This is a genomic window from Streptomyces sp. NPDC023573 (assembly GCF_055559735.1).
The window spans coordinates 46,795-66,962 of sequence record NZ_JBVHKB010000017.1 but is presented as its reverse complement, the minus strand read 5'-3'; the positions used below and the strand labels follow the sequence as shown (position 1 = coordinate 66,962).

The 20,168-nt window shown below is 70.7% G+C and carries 13 protein-coding genes; 5 read left to right on the top strand and 8 right to left on the bottom strand.

Features of this window, described 5'->3' with window-relative positions; translation table 11 throughout:
- Positions 1-39 precede the first annotated feature (39 nt).
- Positions 40-1,224, bottom strand: coding sequence for an acyl-CoA dehydrogenase family protein (locus ACZ32T_RS34935; RefSeq protein ID WP_467273000.1), 1,185 nt, complete (start codon positions 1,222-1,224; stop codon positions 40-42).
- 243 nt (positions 1,225-1,467) lie between these two features.
- Between ACZ32T_RS34935 and ACZ32T_RS34930 the strand changes: the two genes are divergently transcribed.
- Positions 1,468-3,051: a 4-hydroxyphenylacetate 3-hydroxylase family protein gene (locus tag ACZ32T_RS34930; RefSeq protein WP_467272980.1), complete on the top strand. Its 1,584-nt coding sequence runs from the start codon at positions 1,468-1,470 to the stop codon at positions 3,049-3,051.
- A gap of 57 nt (positions 3,052-3,108) precedes the next feature.
- On the opposite strand, the gene ACZ32T_RS34925 is transcribed toward ACZ32T_RS34930, so the two are convergent.
- The 5 genes from ACZ32T_RS34925 to ACZ32T_RS34905 form a co-directional block, all read right to left on the bottom strand.
- Positions 3,109-4,452 (bottom strand): condensation domain-containing protein, encoded by a 1,344-nt coding sequence (locus ACZ32T_RS34925; RefSeq protein ID WP_467371424.1) that lies wholly within the window; start codon positions 4,450-4,452, stop codon positions 3,109-3,111.
- 107 nt (positions 4,453-4,559) lie between these two features.
- Positions 4,560-6,185 (bottom strand): tyrosine 2,3-aminomutase, encoded by a 1,626-nt coding sequence (cmdF, locus tag ACZ32T_RS34920; RefSeq protein WP_467272978.1) that lies wholly within the window; start codon positions 6,183-6,185, stop codon positions 4,560-4,562.
- 73 nt (positions 6,186-6,258) lie between these two features.
- On the bottom strand, positions 6,259-9,072 hold the full coding sequence (locus ACZ32T_RS34915; RefSeq protein WP_467371422.1) for a non-ribosomal peptide synthetase: 2,814 nt from the start codon (positions 9,070-9,072) through the stop codon (positions 6,259-6,261).
- A gap of 31 nt (positions 9,073-9,103) precedes the next feature.
- Entirely contained in the window at positions 9,104-10,543 is a 1,440-nt protein-coding gene (locus ACZ32T_RS34910) for an FAD-dependent oxidoreductase (protein WP_467272976.1), read from the bottom strand.
- Positions 10,544-10,651: 108 nt separating this feature from the next.
- Positions 10,652-11,893 (bottom strand): acyl-CoA dehydrogenase family protein, encoded by a 1,242-nt coding sequence (locus tag ACZ32T_RS34905; RefSeq protein ID WP_467371420.1) that lies wholly within the window; start codon positions 11,891-11,893, stop codon positions 10,652-10,654.
- Between the two features lie 270 nt (positions 11,894-12,163).
- Between ACZ32T_RS34905 and ACZ32T_RS34900 the strand changes: the two genes are divergently transcribed.
- Together ACZ32T_RS34900 and ACZ32T_RS34895 are read left to right on the top strand one after the other, a co-directional pair.
- Positions 12,164-13,588, top strand: a complete 1,425-nt coding sequence (locus tag ACZ32T_RS34900) for an extracellular solute-binding protein (protein WP_467371418.1) — start codon at positions 12,164-12,166, stop codon at positions 13,586-13,588.
- A 183-nt stretch (positions 13,589-13,771) separates the two neighbouring features.
- Entirely contained in the window at positions 13,772-15,286 is a 1,515-nt protein-coding gene (locus tag ACZ32T_RS34895; RefSeq protein ID WP_467371416.1) for an FAD-binding oxidoreductase, read from the top strand.
- Positions 15,287-15,467: 181 nt separating this feature from the next.
- Here the strand turns inward: ACZ32T_RS34895 and ACZ32T_RS34890 are convergent, their stop codons facing one another.
- Both ACZ32T_RS34890 and ACZ32T_RS34885 read right to left on the bottom strand, forming a co-directional pair.
- The gene (locus ACZ32T_RS34890) at positions 15,468-16,349 is read right to left on the bottom strand and encodes an LLM class F420-dependent oxidoreductase (RefSeq protein WP_467272972.1); all 882 of its coding nucleotides are present in this window, start codon (positions 16,347-16,349) and stop codon (positions 15,468-15,470) included.
- Positions 16,350-16,397: 48 nt separating this feature from the next.
- The gene (locus ACZ32T_RS34885; protein WP_467272971.1) at positions 16,398-17,150 is read right to left on the bottom strand and encodes an SDR family NAD(P)-dependent oxidoreductase; all 753 of its coding nucleotides are present in this window, start codon (positions 17,148-17,150) and stop codon (positions 16,398-16,400) included.
- Between the two features lie 196 nt (positions 17,151-17,346).
- On the opposite strand from ACZ32T_RS34885, the gene ACZ32T_RS34880 reads away from it, so the two are divergent.
- A complete protein-coding gene (locus ACZ32T_RS34880; protein ID WP_467371414.1) occupies positions 17,347-19,671 on the top strand; it encodes a molybdopterin-dependent oxidoreductase in 2,325 nt (774 codons plus the stop codon).
- A gap of 68 nt (positions 19,672-19,739) precedes the next feature.
- On the top strand, positions 19,740-20,075 hold the full coding sequence (locus tag ACZ32T_RS34875) for a YciI family protein (protein ID WP_467272969.1): 336 nt from the start codon (positions 19,740-19,742) through the stop codon (positions 20,073-20,075).
- Positions 20,076-20,168 lie beyond the last annotated feature (93 nt).

Genomic DNA, 20,168 nt, shown 5'->3' with positions numbered 1-20,168 from the left:
GCCGGCCGGTGATGGGGTGCGCCTCCCGGCGCGGGAGGATCAGATGTAGAGCGTGTTGGGGTCGAGCCCGCACAGGACCCGGCCGTACAGCTCGTCGTTGGTGTCGGGGTGCATCAGCGCGTGCAGGTTGACCGCCTGCACGTCGCGGGAGATCCGCTGGATCGGTACGTCGGAGTAGATCGAGGAACCGCCGCTGGCCGTCTGGAAGATGTCGACGGCCTCCTTGGCGAGCCGGCAGACGGCGCCGAGGTCGGCGCGGGCGCGGACCCGCTCCTGGAGCGTCCAGGGGAGGCTGTAGGCGGACTTGGAGTCGACGAGGTCGGCCAGACGCAGGGCGTGGAACTCTGCCTGGTCGGTCTTGTGGGTGGCCTCGGCGACCTGGAGGTGTGTCAGCGGCGCCTCGCTCTGGGAGGCGTAGTCGGTGTAGGTGATCTTGCGGTCGGGCAGTCGCTGGAAGAATGCCTCACCGGCGGCCCTGGCGAGGCCGAGGACCGCCCCGACGGACGAGGCGGAGGCGACGGGCAGCAGCGGCGGGCGGTGCAGCGGCGAGTCTGCGCCCGCCTGCGATGCCCCGCCCTGGCCCTGCACGACGACGGGCAGCGGAAGGACGCGTGCGGCGGGCACGAACACGTCCTGGGCGACGGTGGTGACACTGCCGGTGCCCTTGAGACCCGAGGTGTGCCAGTCGTCGACGATGGTGAGGTCGGACATGGGCACGAGCGCCATGACCGGCATCGGGGCGCCCTCGGGAGTGGGCTGGACGGCGACGATGATCTGCCAGTGGGCGTGCAGCGCGCCGCTGATGAACTTCCACCGGCCGTTGACGACGACGCCGCCGTCGGTGGGGGCCGCCATGCCGCCGGGGCTGAGTGTTCCGCAGATCCGTACACCGGGGGAGGCGAACACCTCGTCCTGGACCGGGTCGGGGAAGAGCCCGGCCATCCAGCCCGGAATCCAGTAGACGGACGCGGTCCACGCCGTGGAGCCGTCCGCCCGGCCGAGTTCGGATGCCACCTCGACCATGGTGCGGGCGTCGCTCTCGAAGCCGCCGTGACGGGCGGGCAGCCTCATCCGGAAGATGCCGGCGTCGTCGAGCGCCTCGATCGCCTCGTCGTGGACGCGACGGTTCTCCTCCGCCCAGGCCGCGTGCTTCACCAGCAGCGGGCGCAGTTCGGCGGCGCGGCGGACCAGTTGTTCCCGCGTCGGCACATCGGTTGTCAACACCATGTCCTCCTGGAAAAGACGCACCACCGCCGGCGGCCCGGAAATGGCCGTCCGGCGATACTCGTGACCGACCGTCGCAGCCCGCTCGAAGTGCCTGCATCTTCTGGATTGCGACGTGTGCGCAGGTCGGTACGGCCGGAGACCCGGCTCGAATCACGCCGCAATATCAGAGAAGCCGGGGAGGTCGGCAGCTGCGACCATGGCCGCATTGCCCTTGCCGACGAGGAAACGGGACGCAATCTGATGACCGAGCGTCAGGACAATCCCGCAGGCCCATCCGAGGAGCGGCGGAAGACCCGTCCGTTGACGGGGGACGAATACATCGAAAGCCTGCGTGACGACCGCGAGATCTACCTGTACGGCGAGCGTGTCAAGGACGTCACCACGCATCCGGCGTTCCGCAATCCCATCCGTATGACGGCGCGGTTGTACGACTCTTTGCACGACCCGGCTCAGCGGGGCGTTCTGACCCGGCCCACCGACACCGGCAGCGACGGGTACACCCACAGCTTCTTCAGGACTCCGCACAGTGCCGAGGACCTGGTCGCGGACCAGCGTGCGATAGCCGGCTGGGCACGGCAGAGCTACGGATGGATGGGGCGCAGCCCCGACTACAAGGCGTCGTTCCTCGGAACACTGGGGGCGAACGCCGGCTACTACGAGCCGTACGGGGACAACGCGCGGCGCTGGTACCGGGAGTCGCAGGAGAAGGTCCTGTTCTGGAACCATGCGATCGTGCATCCGCCGGTGGACCGGGACCGGCCCCCGGACGAGGTCAAGGACGTGTTCATCCACGTCGAGAAGGAGACGGACTCGGGTCTCGTGGTCAGCGGTGCGAAGGTGGTGGCCACCGGAAGCGCACTGGCCCACTACAATTTCATCGCTCATTTCGGGCTTCCGATCAAGAAGCGGGAGTTCGCGCTGGTGGCCACGGTGCCGATGGACGCACCGGGGATGAAGCTGATCTGCCGCCCCTCCTACAGTGCCACGGCGTCGGTGATGGGCAGTCCTTTCGACTATCCCCTCTCCTCCCGGCTGGACGAGAACGACACGATTCTCGTGCTGGACAAGGTTCTCATTCCCTGGGAGAACGTCTTCATCTACGGGCATCTGGGGAAGATCCAGACGTTCACCGCCCGTTCCGGATTCGTCGAGCGTTTCACCTTTCATGGCTGCACCCGGCTGGCGGTGAAGCTGGAATTCATCGCGGGCCTGCTGATCAAGGCACTGGAGATCACCGGGACGAAGGATTTCCGCGGGGTGCAGGCCCGGGTCGGTGAAGTGCTCGCCTGGCGCAATCTCTTCTGGGCGCTCTCCGACGCGGCCGCGCGCAATCCTGTGGAATGGACGAATGGAGCGGTACTGCCCAATCCTCAGTACGGGATGGCGTACCGGTGGTTCATGCAGATCGGCTATCCGCGGATCAAGGAGATCATCCAGCAGGATGTGGCGAGCGGTCTGATCTACGTCAACTCCAGTGCGGAGGATTTCAGGAACCCGGAGATCCGGCCCTATCTGGACAAGTACCTGCGCGGCTCGCACGGGACCGAGGCCGTGGACCGGGTCAAGGTGATGAAGCTGCTGTGGGACTCGGTCGGTACGGAGTTCGGCGGCCGGCACGAGCTGTACGAGCGCAACTACGCGGGCAACCACGAGAACACCCGGGTGGAGCTGCTGTTCTCCCAGATGGCGAACGGGCAGGTCGACAACTACAAGGCGTTCGTCGACGAGTGCCTGGGCGAGTACGACCTGGACGGCTGGACCGTGCCGGACCTGTCCTCGTTCGATGAGCTGCGCGGGGCGCGGAACGGGCTGATGGAAGGCTGAGGCGGCACGGGGAGAGCGCCGGCCGGGGTCGCCCCGGCCGGCGCTCTCCTCGTGGTTTCAGGTACGGCGCAGGGGCGCGTCCGGGGCGCCGACGGTGGCCCGCAGGGAGGTGACGAACCGGGCGGCCAGTCCGGCCATGGTCGCCGCGTCGTAGATGTTGGTGTTGTAGCCCAGGTGTCCGATCATCTCGCCGGACGTGGGGTCGACGGCCAGCTGGAGCATCGCCCCGTCGGGAATGTCGGTGCTCACGGACTGGGACAGGACTCGACGGCGTATCTCGGAGTACCGGAGGTCGCCGGCCGGCTCGCGTTCCGTGGCCGGGAACTGGAACACCTGGAAGGCGAAGACACCGAGGTCGTCCGCGCCGAAGGTGGCCGCGACCTCGGGTGCCTCGGCCACCACTTGGCCGAAGGGCAGTTCGTTGGCGTACGCCTTGAAGCAGGTCGTGCGGGTTCGCGCGATGACCTCGCGGAAGGTGTCGCAGCCGGAGATGTCGGTGCGCAGCGGAACGAAGTTGAAGAACGCTCCGACGGTGTTCTCGAACCGCTGGGGGCCGCGGCCCGCGGACATGGTGGGCACGACGATGTCCTGGGCGCCGGTGAGTTCGCCCAGGAAGACCTTGTACGCGGCGAGCAGGACCATGAACGCGGTGCTGCGGGTCGACCTGGCGAGGCCGAGGGTGGCGTCGGTGAGTTCCTCGTCGACGAGGAAGCGGTGGACAGCGGTCGTCTTCTCGATCCCGGCGGACTTGGGGTGGTCGGTGGGGAGGCCGGTGATGACCGAGCCGGCCAGCTTCTCGTGCCAGTAGGCGCGGGCCTTGACGGCGGGGGCGGAGTCCGGGGCGAAGCGCTCCCGCTCCCAGACGGCGAACTCCTGGAACTGGGCGGCCTCGGGCAGCTGCGGGGCCTCCCGTCCGCTCCGGTGTGCGTAGTAGGCGGCGAGGTCCCTGGTGATCAGCTGGATGGAGACCTCGTCGACCGCCGTGTGGTGGGCGATGAGTGCCAGGACGGCGTCCTGCTCGTCGAAGCGGCCGAGCACAGCGTGCAGCAGCGGCATCCGGGTGACGCCGTAGAGGCTTCCTTCGACGTCGATGAGGAGCTCCTCCGCGCGGCGCTCGCGCGCCTCGGGAGCGGTGTCCGGCAACTCGCGGATCTCCAGGTCGACGGGGCCGGCGGGGAGGATCTCCTGGCGGCGGCCCTCGGCGTTGCGGACGATGGAGGTGCGCAGGCCCTCGTGGCGTACGACGACGTCGTTCAGGGCCTCCTGGAGGGCGGCGGTGTCGATCTTTCCGTACAGCCGCCAGCCGCCGACGATGTTGTACCGGGGACCGAACGGCCCCTCCTCGTCGCCCTGGTCGAACATGCACAGGAATTCCTGGTTGAAGGAGAGCGGGATGCTCATGAAGTCCCCAATACGGTGCGCGTGGAGTGGTGAAAGGGCCGCACAGCAGGCCGGTTCCGCTCCGGTCTGCTGTGCGGTGTGTTCGCGAGGGTGCCGGTGACGGCGGGTCAGAGCAGCGCGGTCCCGCTCTGCGAGGCGGCTTCGAGGAGCTCGCCGCGGGACAGCGCGGCGGCCATGAGCTCGATGTCGTCGGACATGAAGCGGTCGCGGTCCAAGGTGGGAACCAGCGAGCGGATCTTGTTGTAGGCGGCCCTGCCGGCCGGGCTGAGCCGGTCGTAGCGGCCGGACAGGTCGACCGCCTGGGCTGCGGCGAGGGTCTCCACGGCAAGGATCCTGGTGTTGTTCCGGAGAACCCGGCGGGCGTTGCGGGTGGCGATCAGGCCCATGCTGACGACGTCCTGGTTGTCGCCGTTGGACGGCACGCTCTGGGTGCTGGCGGGGCCGATGGTCCGGTTCTCGGCGACGAGCGCGGTCGCCGGGTACTGCGCGCCGGCGAAACCGCTGTTGAGGCCCGGGTCGCCCTTGACGAGGAACTCGGGCAGCCCGTCACTGAGGTGCCGGTTGAGCAGCCGGTTGGTGCGGCGTTCGGAGAAGACACCCAGCTGGGTCAACGCGATCGTGACGTAGTCCATGGCGAACGCGATCGGCTGGCCGTGGAAGTTCGCCCCGTGGAAGATCTCCTTGCCCTCGAAGAACAGCGGGTTGTCGTTGGAGGAGTTGAGCTCGATCTCCAGCGTCTGCCGCGCGTTGTACAGGGTGTCGCGCACCGCGCCGACGACCTGCGGGATCGCGCGCAGGGTGTAGGCCTTCTGAAGGTAGACCTCTGTGCGGTCCACGCCGTTGCCGGTCTTCTGCTCCTGGGCCTGACGACGCAGTTCGGCGTGTTCCAGGGCCAGTCCGCTGCCCTGGAGGAGGGCGCGCATGTTGGCCGCGGTGTCCATCTGGCCCTGGTGCGGGCGGGCCAGGTCGTGGCCCTCGGCCTGGAAGGGGCTGGTGGAACCCTGCAGGGCTTCGAGGACGAGTGCGGTGACGATCTCGGCCTGCCGTACCTGCTCGAAGGCCTGGCCCACGACGAGGGAGCCGACGCCCGTCATGGCGGAAGTGCCGTTGATCAGTGCCAGGCCCTCCTTGAACCGCAACTGCAGCGGCTCGATGCCGTGCCGGCGCAGCACGGCGCCGGTCTCGGTGCGGACGCCGTCCTGAAGGACGTAGCCCTCGCCGATGAGCGAGGTGGCGACATGGGCGAGCGGCGCGAGGTCGCCGCTCGCGCCGAGTGAACCGATCTCCGGGATCGCCGGGGTGATGCCCAGGTTGAGGTAGAGCGCGAGTCGCTCCAGCAGCTCCGGGCGGACGGCGGAGTAGCCGCGGGCCAGGGCGTTGAGGCGTGCGGCGAGTACCGCCCGCGCCTCGTCCTCGGCGAACAGCGGTCCGACGCCGGCGCTGTGACTGCGCACCAGGTTGGTCTGCAGTTCCACCTCCTTGGAGGTGGGTACCAGCATGTAGATCATCTCGCCGTAGCCGGTGGTGACTCCGTAGACGGGCTCACCCGAGCGCACGATGTCCTCGAACACCCGGCGGCTCGCGGCTGCTTTGGCCAGCGCCTCCGGGGCCACGTCGACGGGTGCCTGGTTCTCCGCAACCCGTCGTACCGCGGGAATGTCCAAGGTCTCTCCGTCGAATTGGACAGTGGCCCCATCGGAATCGACCGAGAGTTCGGCCTCGACAATGGTCACGATTCTCACCTCATCATTGGTTCGGTAGGACTGCGATGGCATTGGTATTTCGGGGCGGAGCACATGGCGCTGTTCACCCCGCGGCACGGTCCATGGCCGCCAGGGAGCGCCGGTCGGCCTTTCCGCCGGCGTTTCGCGGCAGTTCGGTCAGTGCCCTGAAGGCGACGGGAAGCATCGACTCGCCGAACCTGCGGCGCAGTACGGCCCGCCAGACGGCCGGGGTGGCGTCGGCCTCCGGGTGCGGGGAAGGGCCCGGCACCACGTACGCGATCAGGCGGGACACCAGTCCGTCGGGGCCGGTGTGTGCGACGACGGCGCAGTCGGCCACCGACTCGTGGGCGGTCAGGGCCGCCTCGATGTCCGTCAGCTCCATGCGCACGCCGCAGAACTTGATCCGGGAGTCGCTGCGGCCGGCGAACTCCAGCACGCCGTCGTGGCGCAGCCGCCCGAGGTCGCCGGAGCGGTAGTACCGCCCGCCCGCGGGCCATGTCCCCGCGGGCTCGTCCACGGGGCGGAACGCGTCGTCGTGCCGCGGGCCGCCGCCGACGTAGCCGGGGGTGACGCAGTGGCTGTGCACGACGATGCTGCCGGTGGTTCCGGCCGGGCAGGGCCGGTCGTGCTCGTCCAGGATCAGGATGCGGCGTCCGGGGATGGGCAGCCCGGCCGGGACCGTCGTCTTCTGGTGGCCGGTGATCTCGTGCCAGGTCGCCAGTATCGTCTCGGTCGCGCCGTAGAGGTTGACCAGCCGTGCCCCGGGCAGGGCCGCGCGCAGCGCGTTGGCCAGTTCTCCGGGCAGCGGTTCGCCCGCCAGCAGGAGGTGTCCGAGTTCCGTGGGGCGGTGCCCCTCGCCGCCGATGGCGCCCAGCAGTGCCCTGGCGAAGCTCGGAACGGTCTGGAAGTGGGTGATCCGCTCCGTGCGGAGCCAGGCGGCCAGCTTCTCGGGGTGAGCTCTGATCCGGTCGGGCACCGGGCACAGGGTGGCGCCCGAGGCGAGGGCCGCGAACATCTCCACGAGGCTCGCGTCGTAGCCGGGGGAAGCCCATTGCGCGACCCGCGAACCCGCGCCGACGCGGAACTCCCGGGCGAACCAGCCGACGAACTGCGACAGGGTGTGCTGGGTCTGCGGGATGCCCTTGGGCGTTCCGGTGGAGCCCGAGGTGTACGTCAGATACGCCCACGGGTCACCGGTCTGCTCGGCCGCGCGGCCGTCCTGTGCCGTGCCGGGCACGGGTGCGAGGGAGGCGGGCTCCATGACCTGGCCGCCGAGCTCGTCCCGGTACCAGGTCAGCAGCGTGTCGTCCGCGCCGCCGGGGTCGGCGAGGAGGCAGAACGGTTCGGCGCCGGCCAGCGCCTCCCGGTCGCGGTCACCGCTCCGGCGCTTGGCCGGGTTCAGACAGACCGCGTAGGCGCCCGCGGCGAAGACGCCGAGCAGGGCCGCGGCCCGGTCCGGGCCGTTGGCCATCCGCACTGCGACAGGGGTGCCGGCGCCGGCACCGGTCTCCCGCAGCTTCCGGGTGACAGCCGCCGCGCGGGCCTGGAGTCCGCTGTAGCTGAGCGAGCCGGTGCCGGTGTCCACGGCCACCGAGTCCGGCGCGGTGCGGGCCACGGCCCGCACCAGTTCGTGGACCGGTCTCCCGCCGGAAGCGTTACGGCCGCGGGGGGCACGGGGCAGGTCGTCGAGCGGTGTGCCCGGATCGTCGAGCGCCGCCCTGAGCAGTGTGCGCAGCTGGTCGAGCACGGAGGTGGCCGAGTCCCGGTCGAGAAGCGCGGCGCTGTACTCCAGCGCCCCGGCGACGGTGCTCCCCGTCCGGTGGAAGGTCAGGGTGAGGCCGGTCCTCGCGGTCGTGTCGTCCGCCGGCCCGCGGACCACGCTCACGCCCGGCAGCCGCAGTTCGCAGTCCGGGGCGTCCTCGAAGGCGAACATGGCCTCGCACAGCGGAATCCGGTGCGGCAGCCGGGGAAGGCCGGGGCCGAGCGCCCGCACCAGCTGTCCGAAGGGAAGTTCGCGGTGGTCGAAGGCATCCCGTACCCGCAGTGCCGTACGCCCCAGCAGTTCGCGGAAGGAGGGCCGGCCGTTGAGGTCGGCGCGCAGGACGAGGTGGTTACGGAAGGGCCCGACGACGTCGGCGAACAGCGGTCCCGCGGGGCGTAGCGTCGCCGGTACGCCCACGGTGAGTTCGCCGAGGCCTCCCAGGCGGCCCAGCAGTGCCTGGTACGCCGCCAGCAGGACCACGTACGGCGTGGTCCGCTCGGCCCGGCACAGGGCCGTCATGCGTGCGGCCGTGGCCGCGCCCCAGTCGAACCGCACGGCGCCGCCGCGTTCGGACAGCACGACGGGGCGTCCCCGGTCGGTGGGCAGGTCGAGCAGTGCCGGCAGCGGAGTCAGGTTGCCGACCCACCAGTCCAGGAGCCCGGGGTGGCCCGGGTGCTTCTCCTGTTCGCGGTGCAGCGCGGCGGACCCGGCGTACTGGGCCGCTGGCCGGGCCAGTGCGCCGGGCAGGGGGCGGGCGTGGGCGACGGCGGCGTAGTACGCGGCGATCTCACGCATCAGCACGGCCAGTGACCGCTCGTCGGTCAGCGCCTGGGGCAGCTGGAGTGTGACGAGGTGTTCCCGGGGGCGCAGGCGCACGACGCCGAACCGTGCGACGGGGTCGGTGCCGCGGTAGGCGGCGGAGGCGGTCCGCAGCACGTCGTGCCGCTGGACCACCGCCCGCCAGGCGGTGCGCAGTGCCTGCGCGTCGAGACCGCCGCTCACCCGGTACGTCCGGCACACCGGGTACACCGGCTCGTCGGTGAGGGGGCCGTGAAGAGGCCGGAGCCCGTCGTGCGTACGGGTGAGGAGTGCTGCTCCCCCGGACACCGCGGGGGCCTCGGTTGCCTCGATCACGCCTGCTCCCTTCGTTGCCCCGGTACGGGGATCAGCTCGCGACGAGGTCCTTGCGGGACCGGTCGTTGTCGGTTCCCGGACGTACCGGAGCGGGGCGGGCCTTGTGCTGCGCGCCGCCCGTGAGGGCGCCCGCCATTCCGCGCGCGGTGTTCCACAGGACTCGCAGCACCAGTGCGGGCTTCATCAGCGAGTCGGGACGCGCGACCAGGCCGGCGGCCTTCATGTAGGCGGCGGTGACCTCTCCGTCCAGCACCGCTGCCTTCTGCACGAGCTTCAGGTAGATCTGCCCGACGCGGACCTGTGGCGTGCGCGCGCCCTGGACCCCGGCGAAGCCGAGGTCGACCATGTTGGTCATCTCCCACGGCGGGTCGACGACGTCGTGGGCGAGGTCGCGGAAGTACTGCAGCGGCTGCGGGGAGGCACCGGTGTGCAGGTGGTCGCGGATGGTCAGGGCGCAGAGCGCGGCGACCGTCATGCCCTGGGCGTAGATCGGGTTGAAGCAGGTGACCGCGTCACCCGTGACGAGCAGGCCGTCCGGGAAGCGGTCGAGCTTCTCGTAGTGGCGGCGCAGCGTCGTCGGGAAGCGGAACGCGACGGGCTCGTCCAGCGGCTCGGCGTGCTGGAGCGCCTGGTGGATGTCCGGGACCGCCAGCGTCCCGACCCAGTCGTAGAGGCCCTGCTGGTCGATCGGCGGGTGGTCGCCGAGCAGACCGTACGTGGTGAGCTCGACGCGGTCGCCGTCGGTCTTGGTGAAGATGGCGCCGCGCGGCACCTCGGGCGAGGCGGCCGGGTTGATGGAGAGGTCGCCGTCGTAGGGGTCGGCGAGCAGCCGGTAGTGCTGGGTGACATAGCCCAGGCCGATCTTCTTGCGCTCCTCCTCGACCCGCCCGTAGCCCAGCTCCTCCAGCCAGACGGGGGTACGCGAGCCTCGTCCGGTGGCATCGACGACCAGGTCGGCCGCGATGACCTCCTCGGCGCTGCCGGCTCCGACGCGTCGGACACGGGCGCCGGTGATCCGGCTGCGGTCCGCAGTGGTCTCCAGGCCCAGGATGTCGTGCTCCTCGAGGAAGGAGACGTTGGGCAGGGCCTCGGTGCGCTCGCGTATGTGGCGCTCCAGCATGGGCCGGCTGGCGGCCACACAGACCAGGCCGGCGCTCTGCTGCTTGAGCTGCTTGCCGTTGAAGTACCAGCGGACGTTGCCCGCCAGGTCACCGGTGGGCACGCCGTCCGCGAAGAGCTCCTCGGTGATGCCCGGGTACAGCTCCTCCATGACCTCCTGGCCGCGTGCCAGCAGGCCGTTGATGTGCCGGCCCTGGGGGGCACTGCGGCGGGGGCCGTCGACCCCGGCAAGCACGTCGCGGTCCACGATGAGCACGTTGTCGTAAGCATCGGCAAGCACTCTTGCGGCGAAAAGGCCGGCAATGCTCCCGCCGAGTACCACCGCGCGCGTACCGGTCTTTTCGCCCGTCACGGGTGCCTCCTCGAATTTCTGGGACTCGAATTTTTCCGTCGCTCATGTCGGATATCTGAGAATGCCACTGCAGACGTGTTCAGCACGTCTTCTGGAATGCTGCTCATTTCACGGCGCGAGCGGAAATCTGGATCGCGTGAATTCCCGGTTGGCGACCGCGGACAGAAAGACCGCGATTCCGGCGTGGCTGTGCTGCATGGACAGGTCCCGCCACACCCGCTCCATGCGTTCACCGTGCCGGACGGCGCTCGATCCCGCGGTGGGGAAGAGATGGCTCTCGACGGCACGCCAGCTCATCCTCACCGCTTCCCGGCAGATCGTGATGATGCCGAGTTCACGCTCGGGGGTGAACTGCACCGGCCCCGCCTCGGCGGCCTCGTCCCACTGCCGGATCGCGTTCAGGAAGGCGGCCTCGGCGGACGCGATGAGCCCGGCGGCCTCGCCGTACCAGAACTGGAAGTCGGGGTCCTCGCTGCGGACGACCACGGGCGGGAAGATGGTGCGCTTGGTACGCAGCAGTTCCTCGTACGTGTCGAGGGCGCCCTGGGCCATGCCGATGGCCAGGGCGGCGTCCTCCAGGACCATGAAGCTCAGGGGCCCGCCGCCGTACATCGGGTTGCCGTGGAGCGCGAGGCCCGGGGTTCCCTCCGTGATCGTGGCCTGGCTGAGGTGCATGGGCATGGTCCAGTGGCCCGGAATCCGGCCGTCCTGGACCGTGATGCTGTGCGAGCCGCTCCCCCTGAGGCCGAGCTGCTGCCCCCAGTCGTCCAGGCGGCGGAACTGATCGCGAGGGGCGATGAACATCATGGGCTGCGGTTCGGCCCCCGGCTCGGGAGTGACCAGGGTGTGGCCGATGAAGTGGGTCGCGTACGGGGAGCCGGAGCAGTAGTTCCAGGTGCCGTTGAGCACCCAGTCGCCGTCGGAGGTACGTTCCGCGGTGCCGCTGGGCGCGACGGTCGCGGGGCAGATGAAGTCGCCGGAGGCGAACACCTCCTCCTGGACCCGTTCCTCGAAGAGCGTGGCCACCGCGTGCGCGTGGGCGGCCCCCAGGCAGTACATCCAGCCGGTGGAGGGGCAGCCCCGGGTCAGGGCCATCACGACCCTCATGAACGTCTCGACGCCGAACTCGTACCCGCCGTAGCGCCGCGGGACGAGGATCCGGTAGAAGCCCGCCGCCGTGAACGCCTCGTGGGTGTCGGGGGCGTAGAAGGTGCGCTGCTCGGTCTCGGCCTGGCGGGAGATCAGGGACCGGGCGATGGCCTCGGCCCGGCCGACCACGTCGTCGGGAGTGAGGCCGGGCTCGGGCGGCAGGACCAGGCCCTGCCCGGGAACGTTCGCGGTCACTGTCATCGCTGCGCGGGATCCTTTTCCTCGGGCGGGACACCCCGCCGGGCTGCCATCCGTCCCGTCGGTGCACCGTCGTGCCGGCTCACGGCATGGAGGCAGCGTCACAGCGGCCCGCACGGGCCCGCATCTCCTGGATTGCGGTGCGCCGCACCGCCCCCGGGCAGGTCAGCAATCATCGAGATGCCGGCCCTCGCGCGGGTGGTGACGATGGGCAGGGGCACTCGACACCGCCCCCGTTCCGAGCCCCTGCCCACTTCCCCGACTGGAGGCCCCATGCGCCCCCGCCACCGTGCAGCCACGTCGTCGGCCGTGCCGGACGCCGCAGCGGACGACGCCGCGAGCGTCCGGTCACGGAGCGCCGCCGGAGGTCCCGGCACGACCGTGATCGAGGCATGGCTCTCCGAGTTCCCCTTCCCGGACTTCCTGGGACCGGTACGGGCGCGTGCCGCCGAGTTCGAGAAGGCCCACCCGCAGTACCGGATCGTCATCCGGGGGTACTCGTACGAGGAACTCCCCGCACGGATCGCGCACGCCGCGGCGAACGGTTCCGCCCCCGCCGTCGCTTCGTACTACTCGGGCGCCTCCCAGCTGGCCCGCGACACCCGTACGCCGGACGGTGCGCCGCTGTTCACCTCCGTCCAGCGTGCGATCGGCGGCCGCACCGAGATCCTCGGCGAGCCGGTCGTGCTCGACGACGTGCTGGAGGGAGTGCGCGAGTACTACACGTACGACGGCGACTTCACCTCGATGCCGCTGACGCTGTCCACCATGCTGCTCTACGCCAACACGACCTTGCTGGAGCGGGCGGGGACACCCCGTGTCCCGCGCAGCTGGACCGAGGTGGAACAGGCGTGCAAGGCGGTCACCGCGCTGCCGGACGGGCCGGAGCACGGCATCGCCTGGCCGGTCGACGGCAAGTTCATGCAGCACGCGCTCGCCCAGCAGGGCGGTGTGCTCACCGACGCGGACAACGGCCACTCGGGCCGGTCCGGCCGGGTCCGTCTCACCTCGCCGGAACTGCTGGCGTATGTGGCCTGGTGGCAGCGGCTGCACCACAACGGCCACTACCTGCACACCGGGGTTCCGGAGGACTGGGCGGGCACCTTCGGGGCACTGGCCGAGCAGCGGGTGGCGCTGCGGCTCAGCTCGTCCTTCGACGCCAACTACATGGTCCGGGCGGCACGGGACGCCGGATTCGGCCTGGAGGTCGGCCGGCTGCCGCACAACGACACCGTGCCGTGGGCCGGGAACTGGATCGGCGGGGACTCCCTGTGGCTGGCCGACGGGCTGGACGAGGCGTCCCGCGAGGGCGCGCTGGCGTTCATGCAGTACCTCGGCAGCCCCCGCAGCGTCGCCCTCTGGCACAAGGCCAGCGGTTCCGCGCCGGTCACCCACGAGTCGGTCGCGCTCCTGGAGCGGGAGGGCTGGTTCGACGAGCACCCCCACCACCGGGCGCCGCTGGAGCAGCTGGCCCTGCGCGCCGGACCCGCGCATGTGCACGGCCCGCTGGCCGGAGGGCTGCACGGCATCCAGATCGTGATGATGGAAGCGATGCAGGACGCGCTGACCGAGGGAGTGCCGGTCGCCGAACGGTTCGCCCGTGCGGAGGCCGAGGCCCAGCGCGTCCTCGACGCGTACAACGCGTACGCGCTCGGTACGGGCCCGCTCACCGAGGACACGCTCACGGTACGGATCTGAGGACCGGCCACGGCGTGCGGGGGCAGCGCAATCCGCAAGATGCGTCCCCGTTCCCATGGGCTCCAGGATGCAGGAGGCCGGGCGGCGGGCCGGTCACATCGCCGTCGGCGGGGACCGGGTGCCGCCGACGGTCACGGCCGGCCCGTGCACAGGGCAGCAGAGGATGAGGAAGGGACGACCGACGTGTCTCAGACGGACACCGCGGATCTCGGCACGGCCACGATAGCCGCCGATGACCCGCGCTACGCCAGCATGGTGCGCGGCACGAACCACCGGTTCACCGGCCGGCCCGACTACGTCCGGGTGGTGACCACGACCGAACAGGTGCGGTCGGCGGTGGCCGAGGCGGTGGCGGCCGGGAAGCGGATCGCCGTCCGCAGTGGCGGACACGGTTTCGAGAACCTCAACGCCTCCGGTATCGAGGTGCTGCTCGACATCTCCGAGATGGACCGGGTCTTCTACGACGAAGACCGCCGGGCCTTCGCGATCGAGTCGGGCGCGACGCTGGGCCATGTGTACCGGGTGCTGTTCAAGGGCTGGGGCGTGACCATCCCGGCCGGCGAGTGCCCCGAGGTCGGGGTCGGAGGCCACATCACCGGCGGCGGCTTCGGGCCGTTGTCCCGCAGCCTGGGTTCGGTGGTCGACTACCTGGAGGCCGTGGAGGTCGTGGTCGTCGACGCTGACGGCACGGTCCGCACCGTGGTGGCCTCCCGCGATCCCGGTGACCCGCACCACGACCTGTGGTGGGCACACACCGGTGGTGGCGGCGGAAACTTCGGGGTGGTGACGCGCTTCTGGATGCGCACACCCGGCACGGAGTCGGCTCCACCGCAGGCACAGCTGCCCCGGGCACCGGGCCAGTGGCGCAGCGGTATGGCCGTGTGGTCCTGGGACGGTATGACCGAGGAGGCGTTCGGCACGCTGCAGCGCAACTTCGGTGCCTGGTTCGAACGCAACAGCGCCCCCGACTCCCCCTACACGAAGATCACCGGCTTCTTCCACGGTTCGCACCGCTCGGGGTTCGGGCTGACCGTCGGCGCGATGATCGACGACGACGCACCCGATGCCCAGAAGCTGATGGACACCTACTTCGAGGAGATCGCCGCCGGGGTGGACCTGGCCCCGGTGTTCCGTGTGCAGCAGGTCAAGCCATGGCTGTACTTCTCCTCGTACCCGGGCTGGGGCGACCCGGGCAACCCGGACGCCCGCCGGATCAAGATCAAGGCGGCGTATCTGCGCAAGGCGTACTCCGACCGGCAGATCGCCACTCTGCACCGTCATCTGACCGCGGAGGGGTCCGAGGCGGCCCAGCTGATCCTGATCGGCTACGGGGGCCGTGTGAACGCGGTCGCCTCCGACGCGACGGCCACCGCGCAGCGGGACTCGGTCCTCAAGGCGGCCTACATGGCGGTGTGGTCCACCGAGGAGGAGGACGAGGCGAACCTCGCGGCTCTGCGGGCGATGTACCGCGACGTCTACGCGGAGACCGGCGGAGTGCCGGTGCCCGACGAGGCCAACGACGGCTCGTACGTCAACTACGCGGACACCGATCTGGCCGATCCCGCGCTGAACACCTCGGGCGTCGCGTGGCACACGCTCTACTACAAGGACAACTATCCGCGGCTGCGGCGGATCAAGCAGCGGTACGACCCCCGCGACGAGTTCCGTCACGGCCTGTCGGTCCAGCTGCCCGACTGACACCGGCGGGGCGAGCGGCGGTCTGGCGCCGCCCCGGCCGGCGCCCCGACGGAACACTCCCACGCCCAGGGCGTCCGGCCGCCCCCCTCGGCCGGACGCCCCTTCAGAAAGGCCGGTGCCCCGGTCCCCTCCGCGGTGCGGAGGGGACCGGGGCACCGGCATGCACGGCGGTCGACGAGGTTCAGGCGGCCGCCACCGCAGGGATGATCTTGTCGCCGATGAGCTCGATCTGGCGGTGTTGTCCGGCGCCCGCGACGATACCGATCACCGTCTGCACACCCAGTCCGCCGAGCTGGTGCATCAGCTCGGTCAGTTCGCCCGCCCCGTCGCCGTCCGCACCGATCTCGAAGGGCATGATGCAGGTCTTCTCGATCGCGTCGTAGTCACGGCCCTCCGCCTCGCAGTGCCCGCGCAGTACATCGAGCTTTCCGGCCAGGTCCGGCCCCGGATAGAGGTTGCAGGCGTCGGCGTAACGGGCCACCAGGCGCAGAGTCTTCTTCTCGCCGCCGCCGCCGATCATGATCGGCGGGCGCGGCCGGGTCAGGCTCTGCGGGACGTTCAGGGGCCGCTCCAGCCGGTAGTGGCGTCCCTCGAAGGGACTTTCGTCGCCGCGCTCGCCGTCCCACATCCGCAGGCAGACCTGAACGGCCTCCTCCAGCATCCCGAAACGCTCGGACAGCGGTGGGAACGGGAGGCCGAGGCCGGCCGCCTCCTCCTCGTACCAGCCCGTACCGATGCCCAGGCAGGCCCGGCCCCCGGAGAGGACGTCCAGGGTCGTCACGGACTTGGCGAGCAGGGCGGGCGAGCGGAAGTGCACGCCGGCGACCAGCGGCATCAGGCGGCAACGCCGGGTGTGCGCGGCGAGCACGCCCAGCGTCGTGAAGCACTCCAGCTGCGGCATCTCGGGGCCGCCCATGTGCGGCCCCTGCCAGACGTGGTCGGCGACCCCGATCACGTCGAATCCGGCGTCGTCGGCGGAGCGCGCCATCTCCGCGAGCGACTGCGCCATACGGGGCGGTCCGCCCTCCCAGGCGAAGTCCGCGATGGACAGGCCGATCTTCATACGAGTTCTCCCAACGGGTGCTCGGTGCGGAGAGGTCCGCGTCCGGTGTCAGTTCGGTACGGAACCGACCAGGCCGCCGTCGACGACGAGTTCCTGGCCGGTGATGTACGACGACCGGGAGGACAGCAGGAAGGCGACGGCGTCCGCGATGTCCCCGGCCGCGCCGAGGCGGCCCAGCGCCACCTGTCCGCGGAAGAACTCGCGTGCCTGCTCGACCGGGGCGACCGCGTCGAACATCTCGGTCCGGATGTGGCCCGGGGTGATGACGTTGACCCGGATGCCGCGGTCGGCCAGGTCCGGGGCGAGGGTGCGCGGAAGGTTGAGCACGGCGGCCTTGCTGGCCGCGTACACCGAACCCGCGCCCATGCCCCGGTGGACCAGCCACGAGGCGTTCAGCACGACGGACGCGCCGTCCGCCAGCAGCGGCAGCGCCTTCTGCACGGTGAAGAACGTGCCCTTGAAGTTGGTGCCGACCACCTCGTCGAAGGCTTCCTCGGTCACGTCCGCGGTACGGGCGTTGAGACCGACGCCCGCGTTCGCGAACACCCCGTGCAGGAGGCCGAAGCGCTCCTCGACCTGTGCCATGAGCGTGTCCAGGTCGGCCGTGCGTGACACATCGGCCGGGACGGTCAGGACCCGCTCGCCCGCGTCCAGTTCCTTCGCCGCGGCAGCGAGCCGGTCGGCACCACGGCCGGCGAGCACCACGTTCGCGCCCTCGTCCAGGAGTCTGCGGGCGCTCGCCAGACCGATGCCGCTGCCGCCACCGGTGATCAATACGGTCTTGCCCTCGAAGTCAGTCATGCGGTCAGAGTCGGCCCCGCCCGCGTGGGGCGCATCTCCCGGATTGCGGTGGTACCGCGCGGCGGCCCGGCGCACGGCCCGCCGAGCCGCCGCGCAATCAGGAAGATGCGGGAGCCGCACCGGCGGTGGGACGGTCGACCGGCCTGGTACGGTCCGCCGGCATTGCGGACGTCACGCTGCGACCCCGGGAGTCCCGATGCCCACCGTGCACCGCACCTGCCCGATCTGCGACGCCGTCTGCGGGCTCCGGATCGCCCTCGACGACGACGGCAGGGTCCAGAGCGTCCGAGGCGACGCGGACGACCCGCTCTCCAAGGGCTACATCTGCCCCAAGGGCGCCAGCCTCGGCCGGATCGACGAGGACCCCGACCGGCTCACCGCACCGATGGTGCGAACGGGGGGCCAGTGGCGGGAAGTCGGCTGGGACGAGGCGTTCCGGACCGTCGAGCGGGGCCTGAACGGTGTCATCGAGAAGCACGGACGCCAGGCGCTCGCCGCCTACTTCGGCAACCCGACGTTCCACACCATGGCCGGCATCCTCTACCGCGGGCCGCTGGCACAGTCCCTGGGCACCACCAACCTCTTCAGTGCGAGCTCCATCGACCAGATACCCAAGCACGTCGCGGGCGGCCTGATGTTCGGCAGCGGCACCGCCATCTCCGTGCCCGACCTGGACCGTACGGACTTCCTGCTCATCCTCGGTGCCAATCCGCTGGTGTCGCACGGTTCGCTGTGCGCCGCCCCCGACTTCCCCGGACGGCTCAGGGCGCTGCGCCGCAGGGGCGGCCGGATCGTCGTGGTCGATCCGCGCCGCACCCGCACCGCCGACGTCGCCGACGAGCACCTGTTCGTCCGGCCCGGTACCGATGCCGCTCTGCTGTTCGCCCTGGTGCACACGCTGTTCGCCGAGGAGCTCACGGCCGTACGGGTCGAGGCCGACGGCCTGGAGGATCTGAGGGCGTACGCCGCGCCCTTCACGCCCGAAGCGGTGGCGCCGGTCTGCGGGGTGCCCGCGGAGCAGATCGTGCGACTGGCCCGCGAGCTCGCCGCGGCGCCCACCGCCGCGGTGTACACCCGCATGGGCACGTGCACCGCGGACTTCGGCACCCTGACCCAGTGGCTCGTCGAAGCCCTCAACGTGCTGACCGGCAACCTCGACAGGCCCGGCGGGGTGATGTTTCCCAAGCCCGCGACGATGGAGGTCCCCTGGGGGCCGCGCCCCTTCACCATGGGGCGCTGGCACAGCCGCGTGCGGGGTCTGCCGGAGGCGCTCGGCGAGCTGCCGGTGGCCACACTCTGCGACGAGATGGAGACCCCTGGCGAGGGGCAGATCAAGGCGCTGGTGACGGTCGCCGGGAACCTCGTGGTCTCCGCCCCCAGCGGGCCGAGGCTGGAGCGCGCCCTGGCGGACCTGGACTTCATGGTCTGCGTCGACCCCTACCTCAACGAGACCACCCGGCACGCCGACGTGATTCTGCCGCCGCCCCGCATGCTCCAGATGCCGCACTACGACTTCCTGCTGCTGACGGTCACTGTGCGCAACTACACGCGGTTCTCCCCGCCGGCGCTCCCGCTGGAGCCCGGTCAGCTCTCGGAGGCCCACATCCTGGCCAGGCTGTCCCTGATCGCCGCCGGGCAGGGGGCGGACGCCGATCCCGCGCAGCTGGACGAGATGATCCTCGGTCAGTTGCTGGCCGGAGGGGTGCAGATACCCGGGTCACCCGCCGAAGGGCAGGACGTGGACGTGCTGAGGGCCGGGCTCACCGGCGAGAGCGGACCCGAGCTCATCCTGGACGCGATGCTGAAGCTCGGCCCGTACGGGCTGTCGCTGGACGAACTGCGCGAGCACCCGAGCGGTCTCGACCTGGGGCCGTTGCAGCCCCGGCTGGCGGAGATGACCAGCACCGACTCGGGACGGGTACGCCTGTCCCACCCGGATCTGGAGCCGGAGGTGCGGCGGCTGGGCGAGCGTCTCACGTCCCCGGCGCCGGAGACCGTCCTGATCGGCCGGCGCCAGCTGCGCTCCAACAACAGCTGGCTGCACAACGTGCCGGCCCTGGTCGGCGGCAGCAACACCTGCACGCTTCACATCAACCCCGCCGACGTGGCCCGCCACGGTCTGGGCGACTGGGCCCGGGTCCGCTCGGCAGCGGGCGAACTCGTCGTACCCGTGGAAGCCACCGACGCGATCATGCCCGGCGTGGTCAGCCTGCCTCACGGATGGGGCCACGCCGGCTCCGCGCAGCGGGTGGCCGCCGGGCATCCGGGGGTCAACGCCAATGCCCTCACCGACGACTCGGTCACCGACAGCCTTTCGGGGAACGCCGTTTTCAACGGTGTCCCGGTGACCCTGGCTCCCGCACCGGCCCCGCTCGCCGCGTCCTCCGGGGAAGAGCACGTTGGAAGAAGACACACGGCCGGCGGGCGTGCAACGGTGGGGGAAGTGAACACCGCTGCGGAGCCGGGTGCGTCAAGGGTGCGTGCCGCGGCAGGCCGTGCACGTGGCACCGGAGTCCGGTAAGGACGCCGCGGCCGCGCGCGGTACGGCCGTCGTCGGTGTGCGACTGAAACAGATTGAAGGAGACCCCCATGGCCAAGTTCGCCGTACTTCTCTACGCCCCCGTGCCCGCCGACCCGATGGACCTCTCGCCCGAGGAGCTGGAGGCCCACGACAACTTCGGCAAGAAGCTGGTGGAGCTCGGCGGCGAGATCGTCGACGGTCAGGCCCTGCTCGCGAGCACGGAGGCCGTGTCGATCCGTGGTGGCGTCACCACCGACGGCCCCTTCGGCGGCGCGAAGGAGGTCGTGGCCGGCTTCATGATCCTCGAGGCACGCGACCGGGACCACGCGGTCGCGATCGCCTCGCACGTGCCGGCCAAGGCCGGTGTCGAGGTGCGTCCGCTCGTCGAGATGCCCGCGGAGTAGTACGAGGTCTTCTCGTGCGCGCCTGAGGGGGCGGACACGCGGGAGGGACCGATGAACACGGGAATGGGGCGGGCCGGACCGACGGCCCGCCCC